Raw genomic sequence first — 19834 nt, 5'->3', positions numbered from 1 at the left:
GCAAGTAACTTGGACCAGTGTTGATCATTTAGCATTGTTCGAGGCATAGCGAGTGTAAAATTGGGTTTGGCGATTTAATTTTACTATCTCGCTATTTTTTTAATCAACAAATGTCAACAGACCCTAATCAAAGACTAGGTATTTTTATTTAGATTTGATTGTGCTTAAACATGGCCTTGGAAGCTTTAACTCAACTTCCGTGCGCGGGCGAGCAACATGCGCTGACCAATTTTTGGAATGCCTTCAGCATCAAAATACTGCGTTTCAAAACATTCAAACTGGGCATCTTCAAGCAACTTTTGCATATGACGATCCAAATGACAGCCATCCGCGACTTTCTTTTGAATGGGCGTGAGTAAATGCTGTAACTGCTTAATTTTCCGATTTTCATTGTGTTGTACATGCTCTATTAAATGAAATGTCCCTGTTGGTTTAAGGACACGGTAGATTTCTTCAAGCGCAGTTTCAATATCGGCAATGCTGCATAAGGTCCATGTACTCACGACATGATCTAGACTTTCATCTGCAAAGGGTAATTTTTCAGCACCAGCTAAAATATGCTGTACCTCAAAAGGTGCTGCATGTACACGTTCAGCAGCTAAATGAAAAATATCAGGATTGGGCTCAAGCGCAAAAACCGTATCGACATTTTGATAAAATGCTAAATTCAAACCTGTACCAAAGCCAATTTCGAGCACCTCACCAGACACGGCTAAAAGGAGTTCGCGTCGTTTATCCATCAGGCTTGGCACCTGCATGACTTGATTTAAAAGATGCGGAAAAATGTGTTGTTGATAAAATTTATAAATCATAGCGAGGATTTTTGTTGGCTTTTTTTAAAGTGTAATTCATGTCTTTTTAATTTTAAATCATGTGGTAGGGCGTGGATATGGGCCAATTGACTGAATAACAGCATTTTGTTACCAAGTTCATAAGGTTTATGCAGACTGTGTGCGTAATATAGAGTTACAACTAGTGAAAACGACATTCATCAGGCTCAACCTACGCGATTTTAAGCTCATGTTCAGGTTGGGGCATTATGAATAGATGAAGTCGGCTCAATTGCAGAATTAAAATTGAGTAATGTGAAGTATTACAGGGTAAAGAGGATAACGCGATGATCAAGCGAATTGCATTAAGTACTGTGCTTGCAGGCTTTTTATTGAATGTCGGTGTCCAAGCGTCTTCAGATTATAATATTGCCAAAGGCTTAGCACCTGTTGCCAAAGGCCAGTCAATTTCTACCTTGAAAGAATTTAAAGGTGATTTCCGAATTCTAGGTTCAAAAACCTATCAAACAGATGAACAAGCAAAATTTTCTCCGATCGATTATGCGGTCAGTTGGGGTTTATTTGCAGAGCCAGAAATAGCTCGTACGATTTCAGTCAATCAATATGACCGTTTCTTAAATTGGAAAATGGATCGCGTTCCTGTACCGCAAAAGCAAGCCATGATGATGGTGTCGAATATGCACATCATTCCTGCAAACCCGCAAATTGCGAAACAAATTACTCAAGTGAAACGTGGCGATCTTGTGCGTTTAAAAGGGGATTTGGTTGAGGTGAAAGACAAAGATTTGGTTTGGACTTCATCTTTGACCCCAACAGATACGGGTGATGGGGCTTGTGAGGTTTTTCGTGTAAGTTCGATTCAGTGGATTGAAAAAGTCAAAGGCTAAACTTCGATTGCATCGAGATCGTATTGAAATCGGTGTGCATTAGATTCAAGGTAAAATAATTTGATGATGAAAATGACGATAAAGAAACAGCTTATTTTGAGTCTAATGTTGGCGAGTGGTTTGGCGCTTGGTGGATGTACCAGTATGAGTTCAACTGTAGATGGGAAAACCCATGTATTTACTGAACAGCAAAGTTGTCCGACTTTGCTTGAGATGGATCGTGGACAGACTTTGGAAGTACTGTTAAACGAAAATCCAAGTACCGGATATGTATGGTCTTTGGCTGAGCAACCGAAACTTTTTAAAGTTGAAGAAGTGTTTCAATCAGCTCAACAACAACAACAAGCTGCTGCTGCAGATGCGACACCAGTGCTTGGTGCCGGTGGTCAAAAAACTTATCGTTTTACCGCAACGACTGCGGGTGAAGAATTACTACATTTGAAGCATGCACGAGCTTGGGAAAAAACCGCGATGGCTGAATGGACTTGCAGAGTTCGAGTATCTTGATTTGAACCAATGATGAAAAGATAAAAAAAGCCAGTATTTATACTGGCTTTTTTATTGCAGACGAACTGATTTAGAACGTCTACCTAGGCATTATTTCGCGCTGAGCGCTTGACCGTCAAATTGAATACCTTCCCAACCATTTTGCATAAATTGGCGAATGTTTTGGTGGTCAGTTGCGTCTGGTGTTGCCAATACAGCAGCATAATGTTCAGCAAAAAGACTTAAGGTTTCAGCTTGGTTTAGACCATTCAATTGGGCAAAAGAAAATACTTTGGCACTGCCTTGGTTTTCAGTTGCTGCATTGGCTTGTTTGCCATTGGTAAAAGCGGTTGCTGTGTGGTTATAACGCGCTTCAATAAATACAATCACATCTGAAAATTTCGCAGTCCCTGCTTGAAGTTGATCTAATAATTCCTGAGCCATAATGTCCTCTTTCAATAAAAAATACCGCAAAGTGTTGCAGACTATAGCAAGCTTTGGCCCAAACATTTAACACTATTTGCGTAAATTAAATGCGTGTATATTGAAGGGCGACCTTAGGCAGTCTGTTGCCTAAATTGTAGATACCAATGATGTTGAAGTAGGACAACTATGAACTGGCTTTTGGTCGCATGTGGCGGCGCAATTGGGGCAACACTTCGCTATGCAGCAGGACTGTTATTGGCCAAGCCAACCGTGCTCTTTCCGTGGGCAACATGGTGGGTGAATATTTTAGGTTGCTTTTGTGCAGGTGTGTTTTTTGCATTTAGCCAAAAATATCCCGTTCTACAAAATGAAGCACGCTTATTGCTTATGGTCGGGATCTTAGGTGGCTTTACCACATTTTCAAGTTTCGGCTTAGAAACCTTCCAACTGCTTAGACAAGGGCAAAGTGGGCTGGCATTTAGTTATGCCATTTCCAGTGTGGTGATTGGCGTCATCGTATTGGGACTGGGATATTACTTATTTCAGTCGATTTTAAAAATAGATGTTTAAAACAACGCTTGAAATCCACAAAATTTCAGACATAAAAAAAAGAAGCTCAGGCTGGAGGAGGGGAACCCTGAACTTCTTCAATGCTTTAATTTTAAAAGCAAAACCTTAATCGAAACTGAACTTATTGTGAGCGTTTGAAACGCGCAAAGCGTTTATTAAAGTTCGCAATACGTCCTTCGTTATTCACTTGACGTTGTTCACCTGTATAAAAAGGATGTGATGCACTTGAAATATCGAGTGTCACATAGGGATAAGTTTTGCCTTCAAACTCTTTGGTTTGATTGGTGCTTAAAGTACTGCCAATGACAAAAAAGGCATTGGCATTGGTGTCATGAAAGAGCACTTCACGGTATTCGGGATGGATGTTGGCACGCATTCTTCTGTTCCTTAAACTTATTGATTAAAGAAATGTTATAACATAACAATATAAAATGCAAATATTGCCCGAAATTCATCGGGCAATCATCAGCGCTTTACGCTCCCTTAAGCGCTAGGTGGGACCAACTCATCAAAGAGATCATTGAGATTGTCATTCACTTTCAAATGAATCAAATTCCAATAATGCCCTGAAACAGTCCGGTTCACCATCAAGGTATCCGGTGACGGTTTAAACACATCCCAGTATTTAAGAGAAGGTTTAATTAATTCTACCCCGTCATGGTGCGCTGAGTTTTCAGCAAAGTCGTATTGTGTGGTCAGTGGACGCATCAGTACTTCAAGCCATTGTTCATACAACTCCGCAGGGAATTTACCGAGTTCATTGAGGGAATGTAGGGCATCGAGTTGCTGTTCCATCAGTGGAATATCGTGCTTGCGTGCAGCATTAATCAATTGCTTAAAGTGTGACACGATTTCAGGAGACAGGGTTTTCACACCGCCGTAGTCATACACGATGACTGAACCATCTTCACGAAAGGCGAAGTTGCCCGGATGTGGGTCACAGTGGAAACGTTTAAGGAAGAAAATTTCACGGCCAATGGCACGGAATAACCGTCTTCCCAAGGCATTTCGGGTTTCTTGTGACCATGTGCTGGCAGTTTCTATACTGTCGCCAAGCTCTAGGCTTAAAGTCAATATATGACGTGAAGAATAATCTTTATAGACCTGTGGAATGATGATTTTGTCATCCAGCGCACTATGAAACGCACGGGCCACATTTAAGTTTTGCGCTTCAATTTCGTAGTTCAGTTCGTTGTCCAAACTGTCCTGAATTTCACGAAATAGCTTGTTTTGTAACTTCCGATCAATTTTCAATACGCCCATCAGACGAAGGGCAAGGCGAACTTGTTTTAAGTCACTTTCACAGGCTTCTTCGACACCCGGATATTGCACTTTCACCACCACCTGCTGACCATTAGGTAACACGGCTTTATGCACCTGCCCAATGGATGCAGCGGCAAAAGGTTGTTCTTCAAAACTTTTAAAAATTTGCGCGAGGGGTTTGCCGAGTTCTTGTTCTACTTGGGCCTTAATTTCAGCAAAAGGCATGGCTGGCGCTTGGCGTTGTAATTTACTGATCGCTTTTGCGACTTCAGGTGGAAAAATGTCTTTGTACTGCGAGGCAATTTGTCCGACTTTCATCACCGCACCTTTCATTTCACCCAAAGTGTCTGCAATTTGCAGACCGATGTCCTGAAAAAGTTTACTGCGAGATGCATTTTTCTGTTCTTCATCGGCAGTGATATTGCGGATGGAATTGGAAACGGTTTTAGTAGCAATGCTTGCCGTCATACTGGCAAGTTTCATAAAGCGACGACCCGGTGTGCTAGCCGTTTTTGCCATGTGATGTTCCTCAAGATCATCATTTATTATCTAATACCGATCATAGGCGACAAAACACAAACTGCCTACTTTAAATTGTTAAGACTTTATTTGCATTGATAAAATGATGGGCAAAAATGTAAATACTGAAAATAATTCAGGCAAATTTAAGCCACGTGCTGAATGGTTTAAAATATCGCGTCGCTAGAAGAGAACTGAACGATGAAAGTGTATCGCTATTTAACCGGTAAAGATGATGTCAATTTCTGTGCCCGTGTGACCAAAGCTTTAAATGAAGGCTATGAATTGTATGGCTCACCGACCATGAGTTTTAATGGGACAGATGTGATTGTCGGGCAGGCGATCGTGAAAGACGTAGAGGACGACAGCCAAGTGCCACAAGGTTTAAAAAATGCCATCGATGCGCTTAATTAGTTGGTTTTTGCTGCTTCGCTCGATTCAGTTTTTTCCAGTTCTAAATGTGGACTGAGATATTTACTGCATTGGTTATGGTGTAAATTTTCATTCAAGGTGATGAGGTTTTGCGTCACGATAAAATCCTGATCATCCGCAGAGGTAAACTTTTGATTGGCCTTGATGAAGTCCTGATAGGTATACGCCATACCAGACTGCTGACAACTTAATTTTAAACGTGCGGTATATGAGTCCGCCTGTTGTTCATGATAAAAGCGAAAGGCTGTCCAAAGTGCTTGATTGATGTAATCAAATTCGGGTTGTGATTGGACTTTAATGGGTGCGTGATATAAAGGAAATTCATGTCGGTTGATTGACTGTTCAGCCAGTAGTGACATGGAAAAGCCTAAGCTCAGACAGAGACTGATCGAGCGAAATACATAGGACATGTTTATTTTCCTCTTCTTCGTGCTTTTTTATTTATGGCATTGCTATGCAGGGTGCTAATTTGCATTAATCTTCTGCATAGCCTAGCCGCCTTTTTAAAGTAACTTTTTAGATGATTTTTTAGGGTTTATCCCGCTTGAGCTAAACGTTTATTCATCATAAATAAACGTGTAAGTAGCAGTATACATGCGACAGTCAGACCCACAATCAGGCCAATCCAAACGCCTGCAGCACCAGTCGTAGTGAAGCGTGCAAGATAGATCCCGACAGGGAAGGCAATGATCCAATACGCGATCATGGTGATCCACATCGGTCCTTTGGTGTCTTGCATACCGCGTAAGCACCCTGCGGCACTGACTTGCCATGCATCCATTAATTGATAGGCAATTGCGAACAAGACCAAGTACACGGCAAGCTGAGTCACATCATAGTCATTGGTATACAGTGACACAATTTCATTACGTAAAAGCCAAAGCAGCAGCATGGTAATTAGGGCAAATACCGTCCCTGTCAACATACCGACTTTCTGGACTTTTCGCATCGCTAGCCAGTTCTTCTCCCCATAATAGGTACCGACCCGAATGGTCAGCGCAATCGCTAGTGACATTGGAATCATAAACAATTGCGAGGTAATCGAAATGGCGACTTGATGTGCTGCAATGGTGACTTCGCCCAAGGGACTCAACACAATAGCGGCTGTACTAAAAATACTGACTTCAAAGAAAATAGCTAAGCCAATGGGAAAGCCGAGTTTTAAAATACGTTTGATCCATTCACTGTTCATTTTTTCAAAAGCAGCGAAAGGTTGGGTTTTTTGATAGGCCGCTCCTTTGAAAACGTACATCGCCAAAGCAAAGAACATTAACCATTGCAAAATCGCGGTGGCAAAACCACATCCTGCAGAACCTAATTCAGGGACTGGGCCTAAACCATACATAAAAATAAAGTTCAGTGGAATTAACACCAATAAGGCCAATAGACTCAGCACAGTGACTGGACGCGGATGCCCCAATGCTTCTGAGTAACCACGTAAAGCTGCGTACATGGTGACAGCAGGCATACCTAAACTAATCGCATGTAGAAATAAACTGGCTTTGGGAAGCAAGGCCTCAGGTACACCAAGTACAGGAAGTAAAAGCGGCATTGCCTGTAAAACCAGTGCAGCGATAATGCCAAGAAACAACGCAACCCACAAAGACTGACGGGCGATGGTGGCAATTTTTTCAGGCGTCCGAGCACCATTGGCTTCGGCAACCAATGGGGTGGTGGCAATCATAATGCCGCTGAACAGCAGCATGACTGGTATCCATAAGCCGACCCCGACCGCAATGGCTGCAAGGTCATTGGCGGACATGTGTCCAGCCATGATGGTATCAATGAGACCAAATCCCGCTTGCGCAAACTGCGTGATCAATATCGGGATCATTAAATGAAACAGTTGTTTTAATTCATACTTGCTGCTTGTTACAGCCGTGACAGTAGACACAGAATGTACTCATTTCTTGTGAGGTGCTTAGGAATGAGGTCTTAGCGTTGGAAAGTGAGAAGCACACCAATAAAAATCACCACGCCACCCAATAAGCGTTGCCAGTTAATCGGGGTTTTTTCAGTGCCGAGCAAGCCAAAATGGTCAAATACCATCGACATTAAGATCTGTCCAAAAATAATCAGACCGGAGAGGGATAAAAAACCCAGTTTCGGTGCGGTATAAATACTGATACTGATGGCATAAACACCCAAACATCCCCCCAACCATAAATACCAAGGGATTTGAGCAAAACTTGCAAAGTCCGGTTTTTCGGCCGATTGAAAAAACACCATAAAGGCGAGGACTATTGTACCAACCAAAAAAGAAAAAAGGGCAGCTTGCAGCGGTGAATATAAATATTCACGCAATTGGCTGTTGATCGCTGTTTGAATGGTCATGGCGATACCAACACCCATCGCGAGCGGCAGTAAGTACAATAAATGGCTGCTTATTTTCATCTTCTAATCATCTAATTCTTCTTAATTTTATTAGTCTACTGTATTGTGGATGAGTTTTCATAAGCGCTCTGATGCAGTCATGTTAAAATGCGCTTACTTCTTTTGTTCCTTTTGAGCATTTTCCTTGGCTGAATTAAATCCTGCAGTTGTTCCGTTATCTTTATACATTCATATGCCGTGGTGTGTGCGCAAATGTCCATACTGTGACTTTAATTCGCATGCGGTGCCGAATGGTGAATTGTCTTTAGACTTAGAACAAGAATATTTACAGGCGTTGGTTGAAGACTTTAAAACCCAAGTCGATTTTGCTCAGGGTCGCTTGATTCATAGTGTATTTATTGGTGGGGGTACACCATCGCTCATTTCATCCAAAGGCTATCAATGGTTATTTGCTCAACTCAAAGCGTTAGTGCCATTTGAAGCGGGCTGTGAAATCACCTTGGAAGCCAATCCCGGTACGGTTGAGCACGATCCTTTTGCCGGTTATTTAGAGGCAGGGATCAATCGTTTATCCATTGGGGTGCAAAGTTTTAATACTGAGCAGCTGAAAAAACTGGGGCGGATTCACTCGAATGATGATGCGATTTCTGCCATTCAGCATGCACGGGAAGCAGGTTTTGAACGGGTGAATGTCGATTTGATGCATGGCCTGCCTGAACAAACCATTGAGCAAGCGCTTTTGGATTTGAAATTGGCTGTGGAAAATGGCGCAACGCATGTGTCGTGGTATCAGTTGACGATTGAGCCGAATACGGTCTTTTTCCGCACCCAGCCGATTCTGCCTGTCGATGATGTGCTTGAAGAGATTCAAGCACAGGGCGAAGCCTATTTAACAGCACAAGGCTTTATCAATTATGAAGTGTCGGCATGGCGTAAAGAAAAGCCGTCTGCACATAATTTAAATTACTGGCAGTTTGGCGATTATTTGGCGATTGGTGCAGGCGCACATGGCAAAGTGACCCAGCCTGATGGGGTGTATCGTTTCCAAAAAACCCGCCTGCCAAAAGACTATTTAGCCAAAGTCCCAGCGGAGAATCTTCAGTTTAAACGCATTGAGTCAGAAGATATGCCTTTTGAATTTATGATGAATGCTTTACGGCTAAATCATGGTGTAGATGCAAGTTTGTATACGCAGAGAACGGGTGAGAGTTTAGCGCCAATCTCTGAATTATTGGCTTCATTACGTCAGCGTCAATTGATGGTGAATGATCCTGCGCGTTTGTCTTGTACTGAACAGGGGCATATCTTTTTAAACTCAGTGTTGGAAGAGTTTTTGTAATGAATGCTATTGAAAAATTGTTTTTTTAATTTAAAAAGCACGTAAATTTTTATATTTCTAATGTAGTTTGCGTCCAATTTGTAAAATTAGACCTGTAATAATCCAATACATATTACAAGAAGGACTATCCTAAAAATGAAATATATTTTAAGTGCTGCAGTATTCAGTTTAGCTTTGATTGGTTGTGCAGATAAAAAGGCTACAGTAGAAAACACGGTATCAACTGAACCAGCGTCAGCAACTACTCCGTCGAATGACATTGCTATTGCTCAGGACGAGCAAGTTATTCATTTTACTGGGCCGCAAGATCTGACGATTGAGCTAAAAACCAAAGATAATTTTGAAACTGCACAATTGACGGATAATTCTGATCGGGTTTATGAGTTGAAACGAGCGGTTTCTGGAAGTGGTGTACGACTTGCCAATGAACAAGGCGTTTCTATTCATTTTAAAAACTTTAATGGTGTGAATGAAGGGACAGTTGAGTTGGTGAAAGATAAACCCATAGAGATCAAAGAATTTATTGCTGATAAAGCAAAGTAAAGATTAAAAAAGACCGCATTCGCGGTCTTTTTTTGAGTTTAACTTAACGATGTTTCGGTGGCATAGGGGGTAATTTATGCTGCGGTACAGGTTTGTGTTGATTGGCTTTAAATGCTGTGGCCTTATGGTTTTGTTTGGCAAATTTCGCATGAGCTTGTTGATGTTCTTTGTTCACCATGTGGGGCCCAGCAGATTTGTGATGTGTTGCTTTAGGTGGTACAGGTTTTTTATCGAAGTGTGCAGCAGGTGGTGGATTTTTATGATCGAATGCAGGCGCTGCCATAGCGGACATTGTCGCAGTTGTTGCAATCAGACCAATCATCAATGAAGACATCAATTTTTTCATGGTTACGCTCTCTATGAATCAATGAAGTCATCATAGGGGGAGGCTATGCAGAAGATATGAAGTTGTATGAGATACAAATGTAAAGCTAAAATTATGGAGTTAAATTTACTTTAAGTATTTAATATTTATTAAATAAAATTATGTTTTAGCGATAAGGTGTTCTATTTTTGTTGAAAAATACAACAAAATTTCTCCATATAAAGTTCATCTTTATACATTGTTATTACCTCATGAAGAAATTAAGAATACTACTCGTAATTCCTATAGATCAAAATTAAAAGAGAAGACAAAAAAGACCGCCGAAGCGGTCTTTTTATAGAGTCATTTAACTCGGTTTAAAGCTTAGTAGTCAAAGCTAAAGTGTTCAGGAGCCAAAGAAGTCATGGTCTTCGATGGGTTAACCATTGCTTCAGCGTGACCTTGTGAGCGTGGTAATAGACGTTCAAAGTAGAAGTCAGCCACTTTGATTTTTGCTTTATAGAACTCAGGAACTTCTGCACCATTGCCTTCTGCTAATTTTTCAGAAGCTACGGCAGCTTGTTGTGCCCAGAAATAAGCCATCATCACGTAGCCAGAGAACATTAAGAAATCGACAGAAGCAGAAGATACGATGTCACGGTCTTTACGTGCTGCAAGCATGATACGAACCGTTAATGCATTCCACTGTGCGCAAAGCTTCGTTAAGTCCCACGCAAAACGACGCATGTATTTGTTACGTGCATGTTGACCACAGAACTTCAAGATTTCAGCTGTGTAGTCACGAATCACTTTACCTTTAGAGGTCAGCAGAACTTTACGACCAATCAAGTCTAGTGCTTGAACACCGGTTGTGCCTTCGTAGAGAGTAGAGATACGTGAGTCACGAACAATTTGTTCCATGCCCCATTCTTTAATATAACCATGACCTCCGTATACTTGCATACCATGGTTTGCAGCTTCATAACCCATTTCGGTTAAGAAACCTTTGAGAATCGGGGTGTAGAAGCCTAAGTGGTCATCATGTGCTTCAAACGCTGCTGTATCACCGCGGGTTAAAGCATCAGTCATTTTGTCCGCAATTTGAGCTGCATAGTAAATCATTGAACGGCCGCCTTCAGCGATCGCTTTTTGAGTTAAAAGCATACGACGTACGTCTGCATGGTGAATAATCGCATCGGCTACTTTTTCAGGATCTTTTTTACCTGAAAGTGCGCGCATAGACATACGTTCTTTGGCATATGGAAGAGCGCCTTGGAATGCCAATTCAGCATGTGCAATACCTTGGATCGCTGTACCAATACGTGCAGTGTTCATGAAGGTGAACATTGCGTGTAGGCCTTTGTGTTTTTCACCGATCAAGTAACCAATCGCATTGTCAAAGTTCAACACAGCTGTTGCTGAAGCACGGATCCCCATTTTGTGTTCAATCGAACCACAAGTCACAGGGTTGCGTTCGCCCACTGAACCGTCTGCATTCACAAGGAATTTTGGAACGATGAACAATGAAATGCCTTTGGTGCCCGCAGGTGCATCTGGAAGACGTGCAAGAACGATATGTACGATGTTCTCTGTTAAATCATGCTCACCCGCAGAGATGAAGATTTTTGTACCAGAAATTGCATAGCTACCATCAGCTTGAGGTTCCGCTTTGGTTTTTACCTGACCTAAGTCGGTACCGCATTGAGGTTCAGTTAAGCACATGGTGCCTGACCAAGTTCCAGCAACAAGGTTCGGTAAATATTGGTTTTTCTGTTCTTCTGAACCAAATTGTAGAATGGTGTTGATACAACCTACGCTGAGACCCGGATACATTTGGAATGACCAGTTTGCTGTACCCATCATTTCAGATTTGATGAGATTCAACGACTGTGGCAAGTTTTGACCGCCAAATTCTTCAGGGAAAGACAGACCTTGCCAGCCACCCTGTACAAATTGGTCATAGGCTTCTTTAAACCCTTTTGGTGTTTTCACATCACCATTTTCAAAATGACAGCCTTCTTCATCACCCGTTTGGTTCAAAGGCGAAAGGATGTTTTCACAAAAATCCGCTGCACCTTCTAAAATCATGTCGACAGTGTCTGCATCAGCAGCTTCACCATTAGACAAAGTTTTGTAATGTGCTGGGTAATCGAGCACTTCATTCATTAAGAAACGAATATCGTGTAAAGGCGCTTTATATGCAGGCATAGTCTTAATCCTAATATCTAAATTTTTTTGGATTATCTGTATTGATGATTTGATTATTCATAATTTCATCTAAAAAACATTGATGAATACGCCCTTAAAAAATGTCAGAAAGGCGAATTGTAATATTTAACCAACATGTGAAAAATAAACTTCTGATAGACTTGATGTTGATCTTTTGATCATTTTTTTCTTTTAATAAATCATAAAGAACTTAGGTCTTTCGTACAATTATGCGATTAAAATATATAACACTTTGTTTACTGGGTTTGAGTATTACTGGGTGTGCTCAACATGTCATAAAAACCAATTCAACGGATCAGTCTCTCGGGCAACAAGCCACTCAAGGCTTAAACGCAATGTTTGAAAATGCCAGTTATGACATGAAAGGGCAATTTTCAATTCAGACAGATCTTCAGTTCGATGAAAAAAAGCCTGAAACCAAGTCAAAGCCTGCGATAAGCACACAGCCAGAGCTGGATCCTAAACTTAAAAAACAACTGGATCAGTTGATTAAAACCCAAAATATTCCGTTTAGCCAAAAAGAAAAGAAACAGCTCTATCAAGCCATTGCCAATGAATCGATCCCACCATCAGCGCGCTATAGCGATGAAGAGGATGGCGTTTCTCCGCAATCTAAAATTGCTCAATCACTGCTGAATGTATTGAATGATTTACAGTTTAGCTATAGCGGTTCAGTACATTTTAGAGAAAAACTTGCTGCCTTAACCTTGCAATTGAGTTATCAAAAACCGACCTTGCAGGTGAATGCACAGTTGCCGATGATCATTGATTTTAATCAACATAAATTTTATACCAACTACTTTGCGTTCATGCCGTTTATGGTGAATCGCGAAAGCCAAAGCAGCTTGGCTTATGTGGATTTTTCAAAACATAAAGAGACGATTGCTCAGTACGATTTGAAAAAATTTGCTGACTATTTAAAACAGATGAATGCTTTGCCCTATGTCTTGGCAGAGCCGAATCAAGTGCAAAATATTGCTTTAACACGTGATGAAAAAAATGCAGGGCTGACTAAAAAAATCCGCTATGTGGGTGATCTCGATGCGCTTTACACCCAGCTTGAACTTTTTGATTTTGTGAACGCCAACTATTACACCACGCAAATCAAAGGTCAGCGTAATAGTGACGCTGAGCAAGATGAATCTGTGGACGCTGCTGTGCATCACAGTGCTTCCGAAGAGGCGATGGCTGCGGCTGAAGCGGCGGGAGGGACTGCAGTAGCGGCAGCAGCTGAGGATGAAGACTATGATGCGGCTTATGCATCTGTTGAACGTGTGAATGAGCTGCTCAATGCGAAAATGCATGGCCTGATGTATCACCAACACGAAACTGAAGAAGAACAAACGTCTTCTGCCGCTGAATCTGCTGAATACGCGATCGATACTGCAAGTGCATATGCGGAGGCGACCGCGGCTGATGACGAAGAAACCTATAGTTCGGATACTGAAGTAACCGAAGCTTATGCGGTTTCCGAAGAAGATGATGAAACAGCGAATTTATCTGAAGAAGTCTGTCAGGCCTTGATGAACACCAAACAGGTGCCGATTGGTAAAGTCACACTGTGTCAGGATTATCAAGATGTTCGGGTGATACCGCTGCAAGAAGATTCTGTACCATCGGCCTCTGCTGCGGACGCATCCAATACAGATTCAGAGATTTCGGACGCTGTTGAACAGTTAAAGCCGGTATTCCAGCAATATCAAAGTGAACAACTTGTCGATGTCCAACAATTCCAGCAATTATGGCAAAAGCATCAAGTTGAAATTGCGCAGGTGCTGAATGCACAGGATAAATCATCTTCGAATGTCGTGATGGATGTAGGCTTAGATCACAAAGGCCGAGTCCAAGCAATGGACTATCAATTGGCCTTTAATGAGCCACGTTTAGGTCAATTAAAGCTGAAAAGTAGCAACCAAATCTTGAATTATGGCAATGCGACTCCAATTAATCGTCAAGCCATGAAACAGGCAAAATCCATTGAGGAAGTCAGTAAAGATTCACTCTTTGAAAATATGTTGAAAGGCCTGCTTGCGCCAATCACGGGAAATGATCCTCTGCTTGTTGAAGCAGAAACTGCCTCGGTTGATGATGTCCGTGCTGCAAATGAAGAAATCGAACTTCCTGAATATCTAAGTACTGTGGCTTTGCAAAGTTATAAGCGCCATCAATCTGAAGTGAAAGCTTATCAAGCGGCATTTGTCGTGGCATTTGCTAACTATCGCGCTCAGTATGTGCGTTATTACTCAGCCAATGATTTGAATGAAATTGCTGAAGTTTATGCATATCGATTTGTTGATGGCTTAAAAGAGCCAACAGGCAATGCGCTGAAACGTTTAAATCAATTACGTGATAAGCATGCTTTGCATCGCTATCAAGACTTTGATGACTTAGGTTCTTCAGTCAATCATTATGTGCAGTCGGGGATTGGTGAGTACAAAGCTCAGGTTGAGTGGAAACAATTGCAAAAAACCTATAAGACTGATCAGGCGATTTTTGCACATTTATATCAACAAAACTTTTTAGCCAGTTATGAACTGGAAGGAACTGAAAAAGCACATTTGGTGAAAGCATCAAAAATCTATGCGCAAGCCTTTGCTGATGATATCAAAGGAAAATTATCAGAAGCGTCATTACAAGGCCTAACAGCAGAACACGAAGAGTTGTTCAGCCAATCGGCTTATTATGAGACTTATAAGGCGATACAAAAACACAAGAACTAAGTTGGATAAAAAAAGAACCTCAATCGAGGTTCTTTTTTTAGGTGTTTCGACTGCTCTGAAAGTAAATTGAGCAAATCATTTTGAATTATAGAAAGTCTTTTAGATCAGGTTTGACGCCATTCCAAATGGAAAAAGATTCGATCGCTTGACCAACCAACATGCCAAAACCTTCTGAGGTTGGAACATGGCGTGCTTTGGCTTGATCCAAAAATGTCGACGGCTTGCCATAGGCCATTTCATAGGCGTGCGTGAATTGTAATGCTTCAGGCAAAATTAGCGGATCACCCGTTAAGCTTGCCGATGTGGCATTAATCACCAGATCAAATTGACCTGCTAAGTCAGTGAGGGCAATGGCTGCAAGTTCGGCATTGGGGACAGCAGTTTTTAAGTCAGCGACCAATTGTTCAGCACGCGCTAAAGTACGGTTGGCAATGACGATTTTTTTAGCCCCAGCTTGTACCAGCGGATAAATCACGCCACGTGTTGCACCACCTGCACCAATGATCAATATATCGCTCTGTTCTAAATTCCAATCTAAGGCATGAATGGCATCGACTAGGCCTTGTCCATCGGTATTATCGCCATGGAGTGTGCCATCTTGCATCCATAGTGTATTGACCGCACCTGCAATTTTGGCACGTTCAGTAAGGACGGCACATTGTGCATAGGCTTGTTCTTTAAACGGAACAGTGACATTCATACCGATGCCACCTTCGGCAAAGAAGGATTCGACGCTGTGCTGAAAACCATCGAGTGGCGCAAGTCGTTTGCTGTACTGAATGTCGAGGCCTGTTTTTTCAGCGAAGGCATGATGAAGTTCAGGTGAGCGTGATTGTTCAATCGGGTTGCCAATCACGGCAAATTGTTTGCTCATTGCACAGCGTCCATGTAGATGTGAAAGAGCAGACAATATACGCCAAAACCGAGGATGGCTAAAGTTCGGGCAGTCTTAAAATCGTGAAATAAAGGCGGAAAATTAAGGATTACAAATATCTAGGACGCTTTGAATCAAGATGCTCGCTGCACTGATGACTAAACCAATCAAGGCAACCACCATGAAGCCAATAGCCAAATTATCATTCAAAGACGTTTCGGAAAAAATATTAGTACTGATAGCGCTGATCAGCACAACAGCAAAGCTCCAAAACACCAAGGCAGTAAGACTGACTGCTTTTTTATTGAGTGTTTGATGTGTCATGTGCGTTGTACTCCGTACAAGAAAATTACAGCCATGAGTTTATTGACACATTGTGCAATGACATAGCTTAAAGCTGTTTAAAAGATGTGTCATTGTTGAGCAATATGATTACAAAGTAAATGCTTAAAAAATTTATTTATGCATCAAGATATTACATACAAATGAATACTCTAATCCTCAGGCAATAAAAAGCCCCTGACGGACAGGGGTAAATACATGTTTATCCGTTTTATTTCAATATATTAAGCCAATCTTGCGGTTTTAAATAAAAGTCAGTCAGTCTTTTTTCAGCAGAATTTTCTTCCCATTCAGGACGATATGACCAGCCTGCCAAAGGTGGCATACTCACTAAAATGGATTCAATACGTCCACCAGTTTGCAAGCCAAATAAGGTGCCGCGGTCATAGACAAGGTTATATTCAACGTAACGACCACGACGGTAAAGTTGGAAGTCTCGTTGTGCTTCGGTATAGGCTTTGTCTTGGTTTCTTTGGAAGATCGGTAAAATCGCCTCTAAATAACCATTACCCACGGCCTGCATATATTTGAAACAGGTTTCAAAGTCCCATTGGTTGAGGTCGTCAAAGAATAAACCACCCACACCACGTTGTTCATCACGGTGTTTTAGATAGAAATAGTCATCACACCATTTTTTATGTTCATCATAGAGCGTATCGCTAAATGGGGCACAAAGATCATGGGCAGTTTGATGCCAAGACAAGACATCTTCATCATTTGGATAAAATGGAGTGAGGTCAAAACCACCGCCAAACCACCAAATCGGATCTTGGCCTTCTTTTTCGGCAACAAATAAACGCACATTGGCATGTGAGGTCGGGACGTTGGGGTTTTTCGGGTGAATCACCAGTGACACGCCCATGGCTTGCGCTTTTGCACCTGCAATAGCGGGATGGCGTTCAGTCGCTGAGGCTGGTAATTTTGAAATGTTGATGTGCGAGAACATCACACCACCTTTTTCAATCACCGTTCCATTTTGAAGAACACGTGAGCGACCACCACCACCTTCAGGGCGTTCCCAGTCATCGATCGCAAATTCGGCACTTCCGCCACCAGCACGTTCTTGCTGTTCCAATGCGGCACAAATCTGTGCCTGTAAATCGCGAAGGAATTCATCTACACGTTGTATATCGGCTGAAGTTGGATTCTGCATGGTGACCTTTATTAAAATAATTTAAAGATAAGTGTCATCAAAGCATAAATTAGGTGAAAACTTAAGGCATTTTTCCCGATACTCAGCATCGGCTCTTTACTTTAAATCTGGAAATCTAGTGATTAAACCAAAAGTTCCTGCGTAGTGAGCAGAAGTACTCAGGCCAAAATTGGGACTATTCCGACAAATTTGCTAGGTTGAATTCACTTCTGAAGCTCAGCACAATAATCATCAGGTAGATTTAAATTGAATCTCATTGATTGAAATGGTGCATCGATGTCTCAGCAGGCGAGTTCTTTAATTCAAAAATACAATGTACCGGGTCCACGCTATACCAGTTATCCAACCGTGCCGTATTGGGAGGAAGCTGAATTTTCATTGCAACAGTGGAAACAGGGATTGAAGCGTTCATTTGATGAGACTAATCACAGCGAAGGCATCAGTCTGTACATCCATCTACCATTTTGTGAAAGCTTATGTACGTTTTGTGGTTGCCATAAAAAAGTCACGAAAAAACATGAGATGGAGCTGCCTTATATTCAGGCGGTGCTGAAAGAATGGGACTTATATTGTCAGCTCTTGGTCGACCGGCCAATAATTAAAGAAATTCATTTGGGCGGGGGAACGCCTACTTTCTTTTCTCCTGAGCATCTCACCCAGTTGATTCAAGGCATTCTAGTGCATGCTGATATTGCTGATGCACATGAATTTAGCTTTGAAGGGCATCCGAACAATACCACACGTGAGCATTTACAAGCTTTGTATGATGTTGGTTTTCGACGCGTAAGTTATGGAGTGCAGGATTATAATGAGAAGGTGCAAAAAGCCATTCACCGTATTCAGCCCTTTGCACATGTTGAACAAGTGACACAGTGGGCACGTGATATTGGCTATACCTCTATTTCGCATGACTTGGTTTTTGGTTTGCCATTTCAGGATTTAAACGACGTGTTGCATACCATTGAACAGACCAATCGTTTGATGCCAGATCGTTTAGCCTTTTATAGCTATGCACATGTACCATGGATTAAGGGCAATGGTCAGCGTGGTTTTAAAGATGCCGATGTCCCGAAAGATGATTTAAAGCGTCAATGCTATGAAGAAGGTAAAAAACAGCTACTGGCGCAAGGCTATCATGAAATTGGGATGGATCATTTTGCATTAACCCAAGATCCGATGTATCAAGCTTTTCAGCAGGGCAGTTTGCACCGTAATTTTATGGGCTATACCGCATCGAAAACCCAAGTGATGATTGGTCTCGGCTTATCTTCGATCAGTGATAGTTGGTACAGCTTTGCACAAAATGAAAAGAAAATTGAAGACTATTATGCACGTTTAGAAGTGAATGAAATTCCAGTCTATCGGGGGCATGTGCTGACAGATGAGGACTTAATCATTCGTAAACATATTCTCAATTTGATGTGTACCTTCCAAACTTCTTGGGCAGGTCCAGAAATGCAATTTCCTGAGCTTGATGACGTATTAGCGCAATTGGCTGAAATGCAAGAAGATGGCTTGCTCGAGATTTTTGATCAGCACATTCAGGTGAGTGATGCAGGCAAGCCTTTTGTCCGTAATATCTGCATGGCTTTTGATTTACGATTAAAACGTCGTGTTCCTGAAAATCGTATTTTTTCGATGACGATTTGAATCTCCCCTAACCCCTCTTTAATAAAGAGGGGGAAGCCTCCCTTTTGTAAAGGGAGGTTTGGAGGGATTAATTTATGGAGAATTTAAAGGATTTTTAAAAATCGTCCTTTTGATACATATGCGACATACGATCATGTTTGGTTTTTAAATATTGTTCGTTAAAGGGATTTAAACCCACAGTCAGCGGAACGCGATCAACGACATTCACGCCTTGCTCTTGTAGCGCTTCAATTTTTAACGGGTTATTGGTAATGAGACGCACCGCAGTAATGTTGAGATGATTCAACATGATAGGACACATATCATAACGACGTGCATCGGCAGGAAGATCCAATAATAAATTGGCATCGACTGTGTCATGGCCTTGGTCTTGTAGGGCGTAAGCACGAATTTTATTGGTCAAGCCAATACCACGACCTTCTTGGCGTAAATATAAAATCACCCCTTGACCTGCATCATTAATTAATTTTTGGGTGGCTTGAAGCTGTGGGCCACAGTCACATTTGAGTGAAGCGAAGGCATCACCGGTGAGGCATTCGGAGTGGATACGAACTAAAACAGGTTCAGTGGGAGCTTGTTCTAGTCCTTTAGAGAGTGCGACGTGTTCTTCACCGGTTTCAGGATCCTGAAAAACCGTAATATTGAATTCACCAAAAGCGGTCGGTAATCTTGACGTTGCGACAAATTCTATAGGCACTGCTTAACCCGTTTATTCGATTATAAATTGGCTAAAGTATAGCGTAATGCTTGGACATTGGTAGAATTGCAACGACGAATTTATGCAGAACATTTTCTTTTTTGTATAAAGCGAACGATAATAGTTGATAAATAGGAAGATTATTCAGGATAATCTGACTCATTCAAAATCTCCCCAACGAGATCATTGCTAAAAATTACATCGCTACAAGTTTGGCTGATTGTAAGGTGATACAATTCGACGATATGATCGAGTTACCCATTTAGACCGAGCTT

Annotated in this window: 21 protein-coding genes; 8 read left to right on the top strand and 13 right to left on the bottom strand. The window is 41.6% G+C overall.

Annotation, left to right across the window (positions count from 1 at the left end; genetic code table 11):
- Positions 1-185: 185 nt before the first annotated feature.
- Positions 186-812, bottom strand: coding sequence for a class I SAM-dependent methyltransferase (locus FTU05_RS06850; RefSeq protein ID WP_180039441.1), 627 nt, complete (start codon positions 810-812; stop codon positions 186-188).
- A 305-nt stretch (positions 813-1117) separates the two neighbouring features.
- On the opposite strand from FTU05_RS06850, the gene FTU05_RS06845 reads away from it, so the two are divergent.
- Both FTU05_RS06845 and FTU05_RS06840 read left to right on the top strand, forming a co-directional pair.
- Positions 1118-1678, top strand: a complete 561-nt coding sequence (locus tag FTU05_RS06845) for a hypothetical protein (RefSeq protein WP_111884184.1) — start codon at positions 1118-1120, stop codon at positions 1676-1678.
- A gap of 72 nt (positions 1679-1750) precedes the next feature.
- Positions 1751-2185 (top strand): protease inhibitor I42 family protein, encoded by a 435-nt coding sequence (locus tag FTU05_RS06840; protein ID WP_257230094.1) that lies wholly within the window; start codon positions 1751-1753, stop codon positions 2183-2185.
- A gap of 90 nt (positions 2186-2275) precedes the next feature.
- On the opposite strand, the gene FTU05_RS06835 is transcribed toward FTU05_RS06840, so the two are convergent.
- Entirely contained in the window at positions 2276-2608 is a 333-nt protein-coding gene (locus FTU05_RS06835; protein ID WP_180164707.1) for a HopJ type III effector protein, read from the bottom strand.
- Between the two features lie 168 nt (positions 2609-2776).
- Between FTU05_RS06835 and crcB the strand changes: the two genes are divergently transcribed.
- Entirely contained in the window at positions 2777-3160 is a 384-nt protein-coding gene (crcB, locus tag FTU05_RS06830; protein ID WP_078189322.1) for a fluoride efflux transporter CrcB, read from the top strand.
- A gap of 121 nt (positions 3161-3281) precedes the next feature.
- Here crcB and FTU05_RS06825 read toward each other — a convergent pair whose 3' ends face one another.
- Together FTU05_RS06825 and FTU05_RS06820 are read right to left on the bottom strand one after the other, a co-directional pair.
- A complete protein-coding gene (locus FTU05_RS06825; RefSeq protein WP_078189321.1) occupies positions 3282-3536 on the bottom strand; it encodes a type B 50S ribosomal protein L31 in 255 nt (84 codons plus the stop codon).
- 107 nt (positions 3537-3643) lie between these two features.
- On the bottom strand, positions 3644-4942 hold the full coding sequence (locus tag FTU05_RS06820) for an AarF/ABC1/UbiB kinase family protein (RefSeq protein WP_180049233.1): 1299 nt from the start codon (positions 4940-4942) through the stop codon (positions 3644-3646).
- Positions 4943-5143: 201 nt separating this feature from the next.
- Here FTU05_RS06820 and FTU05_RS06815 point away from each other — a divergent pair, with 201 nt between their 5' ends.
- Positions 5144-5356, top strand: a complete 213-nt coding sequence (locus FTU05_RS06815) for a DUF1737 domain-containing protein (RefSeq protein ID WP_180164705.1) — start codon at positions 5144-5146, stop codon at positions 5354-5356.
- Here FTU05_RS06815 and FTU05_RS06810 read toward each other — a convergent pair.
- The 3 genes from FTU05_RS06810 to FTU05_RS06800 form a co-directional block, all read right to left on the bottom strand.
- Positions 5353-5784 carry a hypothetical protein gene (locus FTU05_RS06810; RefSeq protein WP_180164703.1) on the bottom strand — a complete coding sequence of 144 codons (432 nt, stop codon included), beginning with the start codon at positions 5782-5784 and terminating at the stop codon, positions 5353-5355. The genes FTU05_RS06815 and FTU05_RS06810 overlap by 4 nt on opposite strands.
- 125 nt (positions 5785-5909) lie before the next feature.
- On the bottom strand, positions 5910-7268 hold the full coding sequence (locus tag FTU05_RS06805; protein WP_373423861.1) for an MATE family efflux transporter: 1359 nt from the start codon (positions 7266-7268) through the stop codon (positions 5910-5912).
- Positions 7269-7309: 41 nt separating this feature from the next.
- A complete protein-coding gene (locus tag FTU05_RS06800) occupies positions 7310-7768 on the bottom strand; it encodes a DMT family transporter (RefSeq protein WP_180003411.1) in 459 nt (152 codons plus the stop codon).
- Between the two features lie 124 nt (positions 7769-7892).
- On the opposite strand from FTU05_RS06800, the gene hemW reads away from it, so the two are divergent.
- Both hemW and FTU05_RS06790 read left to right on the top strand, forming a co-directional pair.
- On the top strand, positions 7893-9047 hold the full coding sequence (hemW, locus tag FTU05_RS06795; protein WP_180164701.1) for a radical SAM family heme chaperone HemW: 1155 nt from the start codon (positions 7893-7895) through the stop codon (positions 9045-9047).
- Positions 9048-9182: 135 nt separating this feature from the next.
- Positions 9183-9590: a hypothetical protein gene (locus FTU05_RS06790; protein WP_180115995.1), complete on the top strand. Its 408-nt coding sequence runs from the start codon at positions 9183-9185 to the stop codon at positions 9588-9590.
- A 43-nt stretch (positions 9591-9633) separates the two neighbouring features.
- On the opposite strand, the gene FTU05_RS06785 is transcribed toward FTU05_RS06790, so the two are convergent.
- Together FTU05_RS06785 and FTU05_RS06780 are read right to left on the bottom strand one after the other, a co-directional pair.
- On the bottom strand, positions 9634-9936 hold the full coding sequence (locus FTU05_RS06785; protein ID WP_180039449.1) for a hypothetical protein: 303 nt from the start codon (positions 9934-9936) through the stop codon (positions 9634-9636).
- A 342-nt stretch (positions 9937-10278) separates the two neighbouring features.
- Positions 10279-12102: an acyl-CoA dehydrogenase C-terminal domain-containing protein gene (locus tag FTU05_RS06780; RefSeq protein ID WP_180123928.1), complete on the bottom strand. Its 1824-nt coding sequence runs from the start codon at positions 12100-12102 to the stop codon at positions 10279-10281.
- A 230-nt stretch (positions 12103-12332) separates the two neighbouring features.
- On the opposite strand from FTU05_RS06780, the gene FTU05_RS06775 reads away from it, so the two are divergent.
- Positions 12333-14843 (top strand): hypothetical protein, encoded by a 2511-nt coding sequence (locus FTU05_RS06775; RefSeq protein ID WP_180164699.1) that lies wholly within the window; start codon positions 12333-12335, stop codon positions 14841-14843.
- A gap of 85 nt (positions 14844-14928) precedes the next feature.
- On the opposite strand, the gene aroE is transcribed toward FTU05_RS06775, so the two are convergent.
- From aroE to hemF, 3 genes are all read right to left on the bottom strand, one after another.
- The gene (aroE, locus tag FTU05_RS06770; protein WP_180164697.1) at positions 14929-15717 is read right to left on the bottom strand and encodes a shikimate dehydrogenase; all 789 of its coding nucleotides are present in this window, start codon (positions 15715-15717) and stop codon (positions 14929-14931) included.
- Positions 15718-15819: 102 nt separating this feature from the next.
- Positions 15820-16041, bottom strand: coding sequence for a hypothetical protein (locus tag FTU05_RS06765; protein ID WP_078189308.1), 222 nt, complete (start codon positions 16039-16041; stop codon positions 15820-15822).
- Positions 16042-16270: 229 nt separating this feature from the next.
- The gene (hemF, locus tag FTU05_RS06760; protein ID WP_180160130.1) at positions 16271-17212 is read right to left on the bottom strand and encodes an oxygen-dependent coproporphyrinogen oxidase; all 942 of its coding nucleotides are present in this window, start codon (positions 17210-17212) and stop codon (positions 16271-16273) included.
- Between the two features lie 276 nt (positions 17213-17488).
- On the opposite strand from hemF, the gene hemN reads away from it, so the two are divergent.
- On the top strand, positions 17489-18862 hold the full coding sequence (gene hemN, locus FTU05_RS06755; protein WP_180164695.1) for an oxygen-independent coproporphyrinogen III oxidase: 1374 nt from the start codon (positions 17489-17491) through the stop codon (positions 18860-18862).
- 94 nt (positions 18863-18956) lie between these two features.
- Here the strand turns inward: hemN and ribA are convergent, their stop codons facing one another.
- Positions 18957-19559 carry a GTP cyclohydrolase II gene (gene ribA / locus FTU05_RS06750; protein WP_180024333.1) on the bottom strand — a complete coding sequence of 201 codons (603 nt, stop codon included), beginning with the start codon at positions 19557-19559 and terminating at the stop codon, positions 18957-18959.
- Positions 19560-19834 lie beyond the last annotated feature (275 nt).

It is taken from the genome of Acinetobacter sp. YH12049 (assembly GCF_013419875.1).
GTDB lineage: Bacteria > Pseudomonadota > Gammaproteobacteria > Pseudomonadales > Moraxellaceae > Acinetobacter > Acinetobacter amyesii.
This window is presented reverse-complemented; position numbering and strand designations above follow the sequence as displayed.

What these genes read in the sequence shown, in the direction of transcription:
- FTU05_RS06780 (WP_180123928.1), bottom strand. Translation starts at nt 12,102, where the DNA reads ATGCCTGCATATAAAGCGCCTTTACACGATATTCGTTTCTTAATGAAT.
- FTU05_RS06775 (WP_180164699.1), top strand. Translation starts at nt 12,333, where the DNA reads ATGCGATTAAAATATATAACACTTTGTTTACTGGGTTTGAGTATTACT.
- FTU05_RS06815 (WP_180164705.1), top strand. Translation starts at nt 5,144, where the DNA reads ATGAAAGTGTATCGCTATTTAACCGGTAAAGATGATGTCAATTTCTGT.
- FTU05_RS06790 (WP_180115995.1), top strand. Translation starts at nt 9,183, where the DNA reads ATGAAATATATTTTAAGTGCTGCAGTATTCAGTTTAGCTTTGATTGGT.
- FTU05_RS06850 (WP_180039441.1), bottom strand. Translation starts at nt 812, where the DNA reads ATGATTTATAAATTTTATCAACAACACATTTTTCCGCATCTTTTAAAT.
- FTU05_RS06825 (WP_078189321.1), bottom strand. Translation starts at nt 3,536, where the DNA reads ATGCGTGCCAACATCCATCCCGAATACCGTGAAGTGCTCTTTCATGAC.
- FTU05_RS06840 (WP_257230094.1), top strand. Translation starts at nt 1,751, where the DNA reads ATGACGATAAAGAAACAGCTTATTTTGAGTCTAATGTTGGCGAGTGGT.
- FTU05_RS06845 (WP_111884184.1), top strand. Translation starts at nt 1,118, where the DNA reads ATGATCAAGCGAATTGCATTAAGTACTGTGCTTGCAGGCTTTTTATTG.
- FTU05_RS06800 (WP_180003411.1), bottom strand. Translation starts at nt 7,768, where the DNA reads ATGAAAATAAGCAGCCATTTATTGTACTTACTGCCGCTCGCGATGGGT.
- FTU05_RS06835 (WP_180164707.1), bottom strand. Translation starts at nt 2,608, where the DNA reads ATGGCTCAGGAATTATTAGATCAACTTCAAGCAGGGACTGCGAAATTT.
- FTU05_RS06765 (WP_078189308.1), bottom strand. Translation starts at nt 16,041, where the DNA reads ATGACACATCAAACACTCAATAAAAAAGCAGTCAGTCTTACTGCCTTG.
- hemN (WP_180164695.1), top strand. Translation starts at nt 17,489, where the DNA reads ATGTCTCAGCAGGCGAGTTCTTTAATTCAAAAATACAATGTACCGGGT.
- crcB (WP_078189322.1), top strand. Translation starts at nt 2,777, where the DNA reads ATGAACTGGCTTTTGGTCGCATGTGGCGGCGCAATTGGGGCAACACTT.
- FTU05_RS06820 (WP_180049233.1), bottom strand. Translation starts at nt 4,942, where the DNA reads ATGGCAAAAACGGCTAGCACACCGGGTCGTCGCTTTATGAAACTTGCC.
- hemF (WP_180160130.1), bottom strand. Translation starts at nt 17,212, where the DNA reads ATGCAGAATCCAACTTCAGCCGATATACAACGTGTAGATGAATTCCTT.
- FTU05_RS06810 (WP_180164703.1), bottom strand. Translation starts at nt 5,784, where the DNA reads ATGTCCTATGTATTTCGCTCGATCAGTCTCTGTCTGAGCTTAGGCTTT.
- aroE (WP_180164697.1), bottom strand. Translation starts at nt 15,717, where the DNA reads ATGAGCAAACAATTTGCCGTGATTGGCAACCCGATTGAACAATCACGC.
- FTU05_RS06785 (WP_180039449.1), bottom strand. Translation starts at nt 9,936, where the DNA reads ATGAAAAAATTGATGTCTTCATTGATGATTGGTCTGATTGCAACAACT.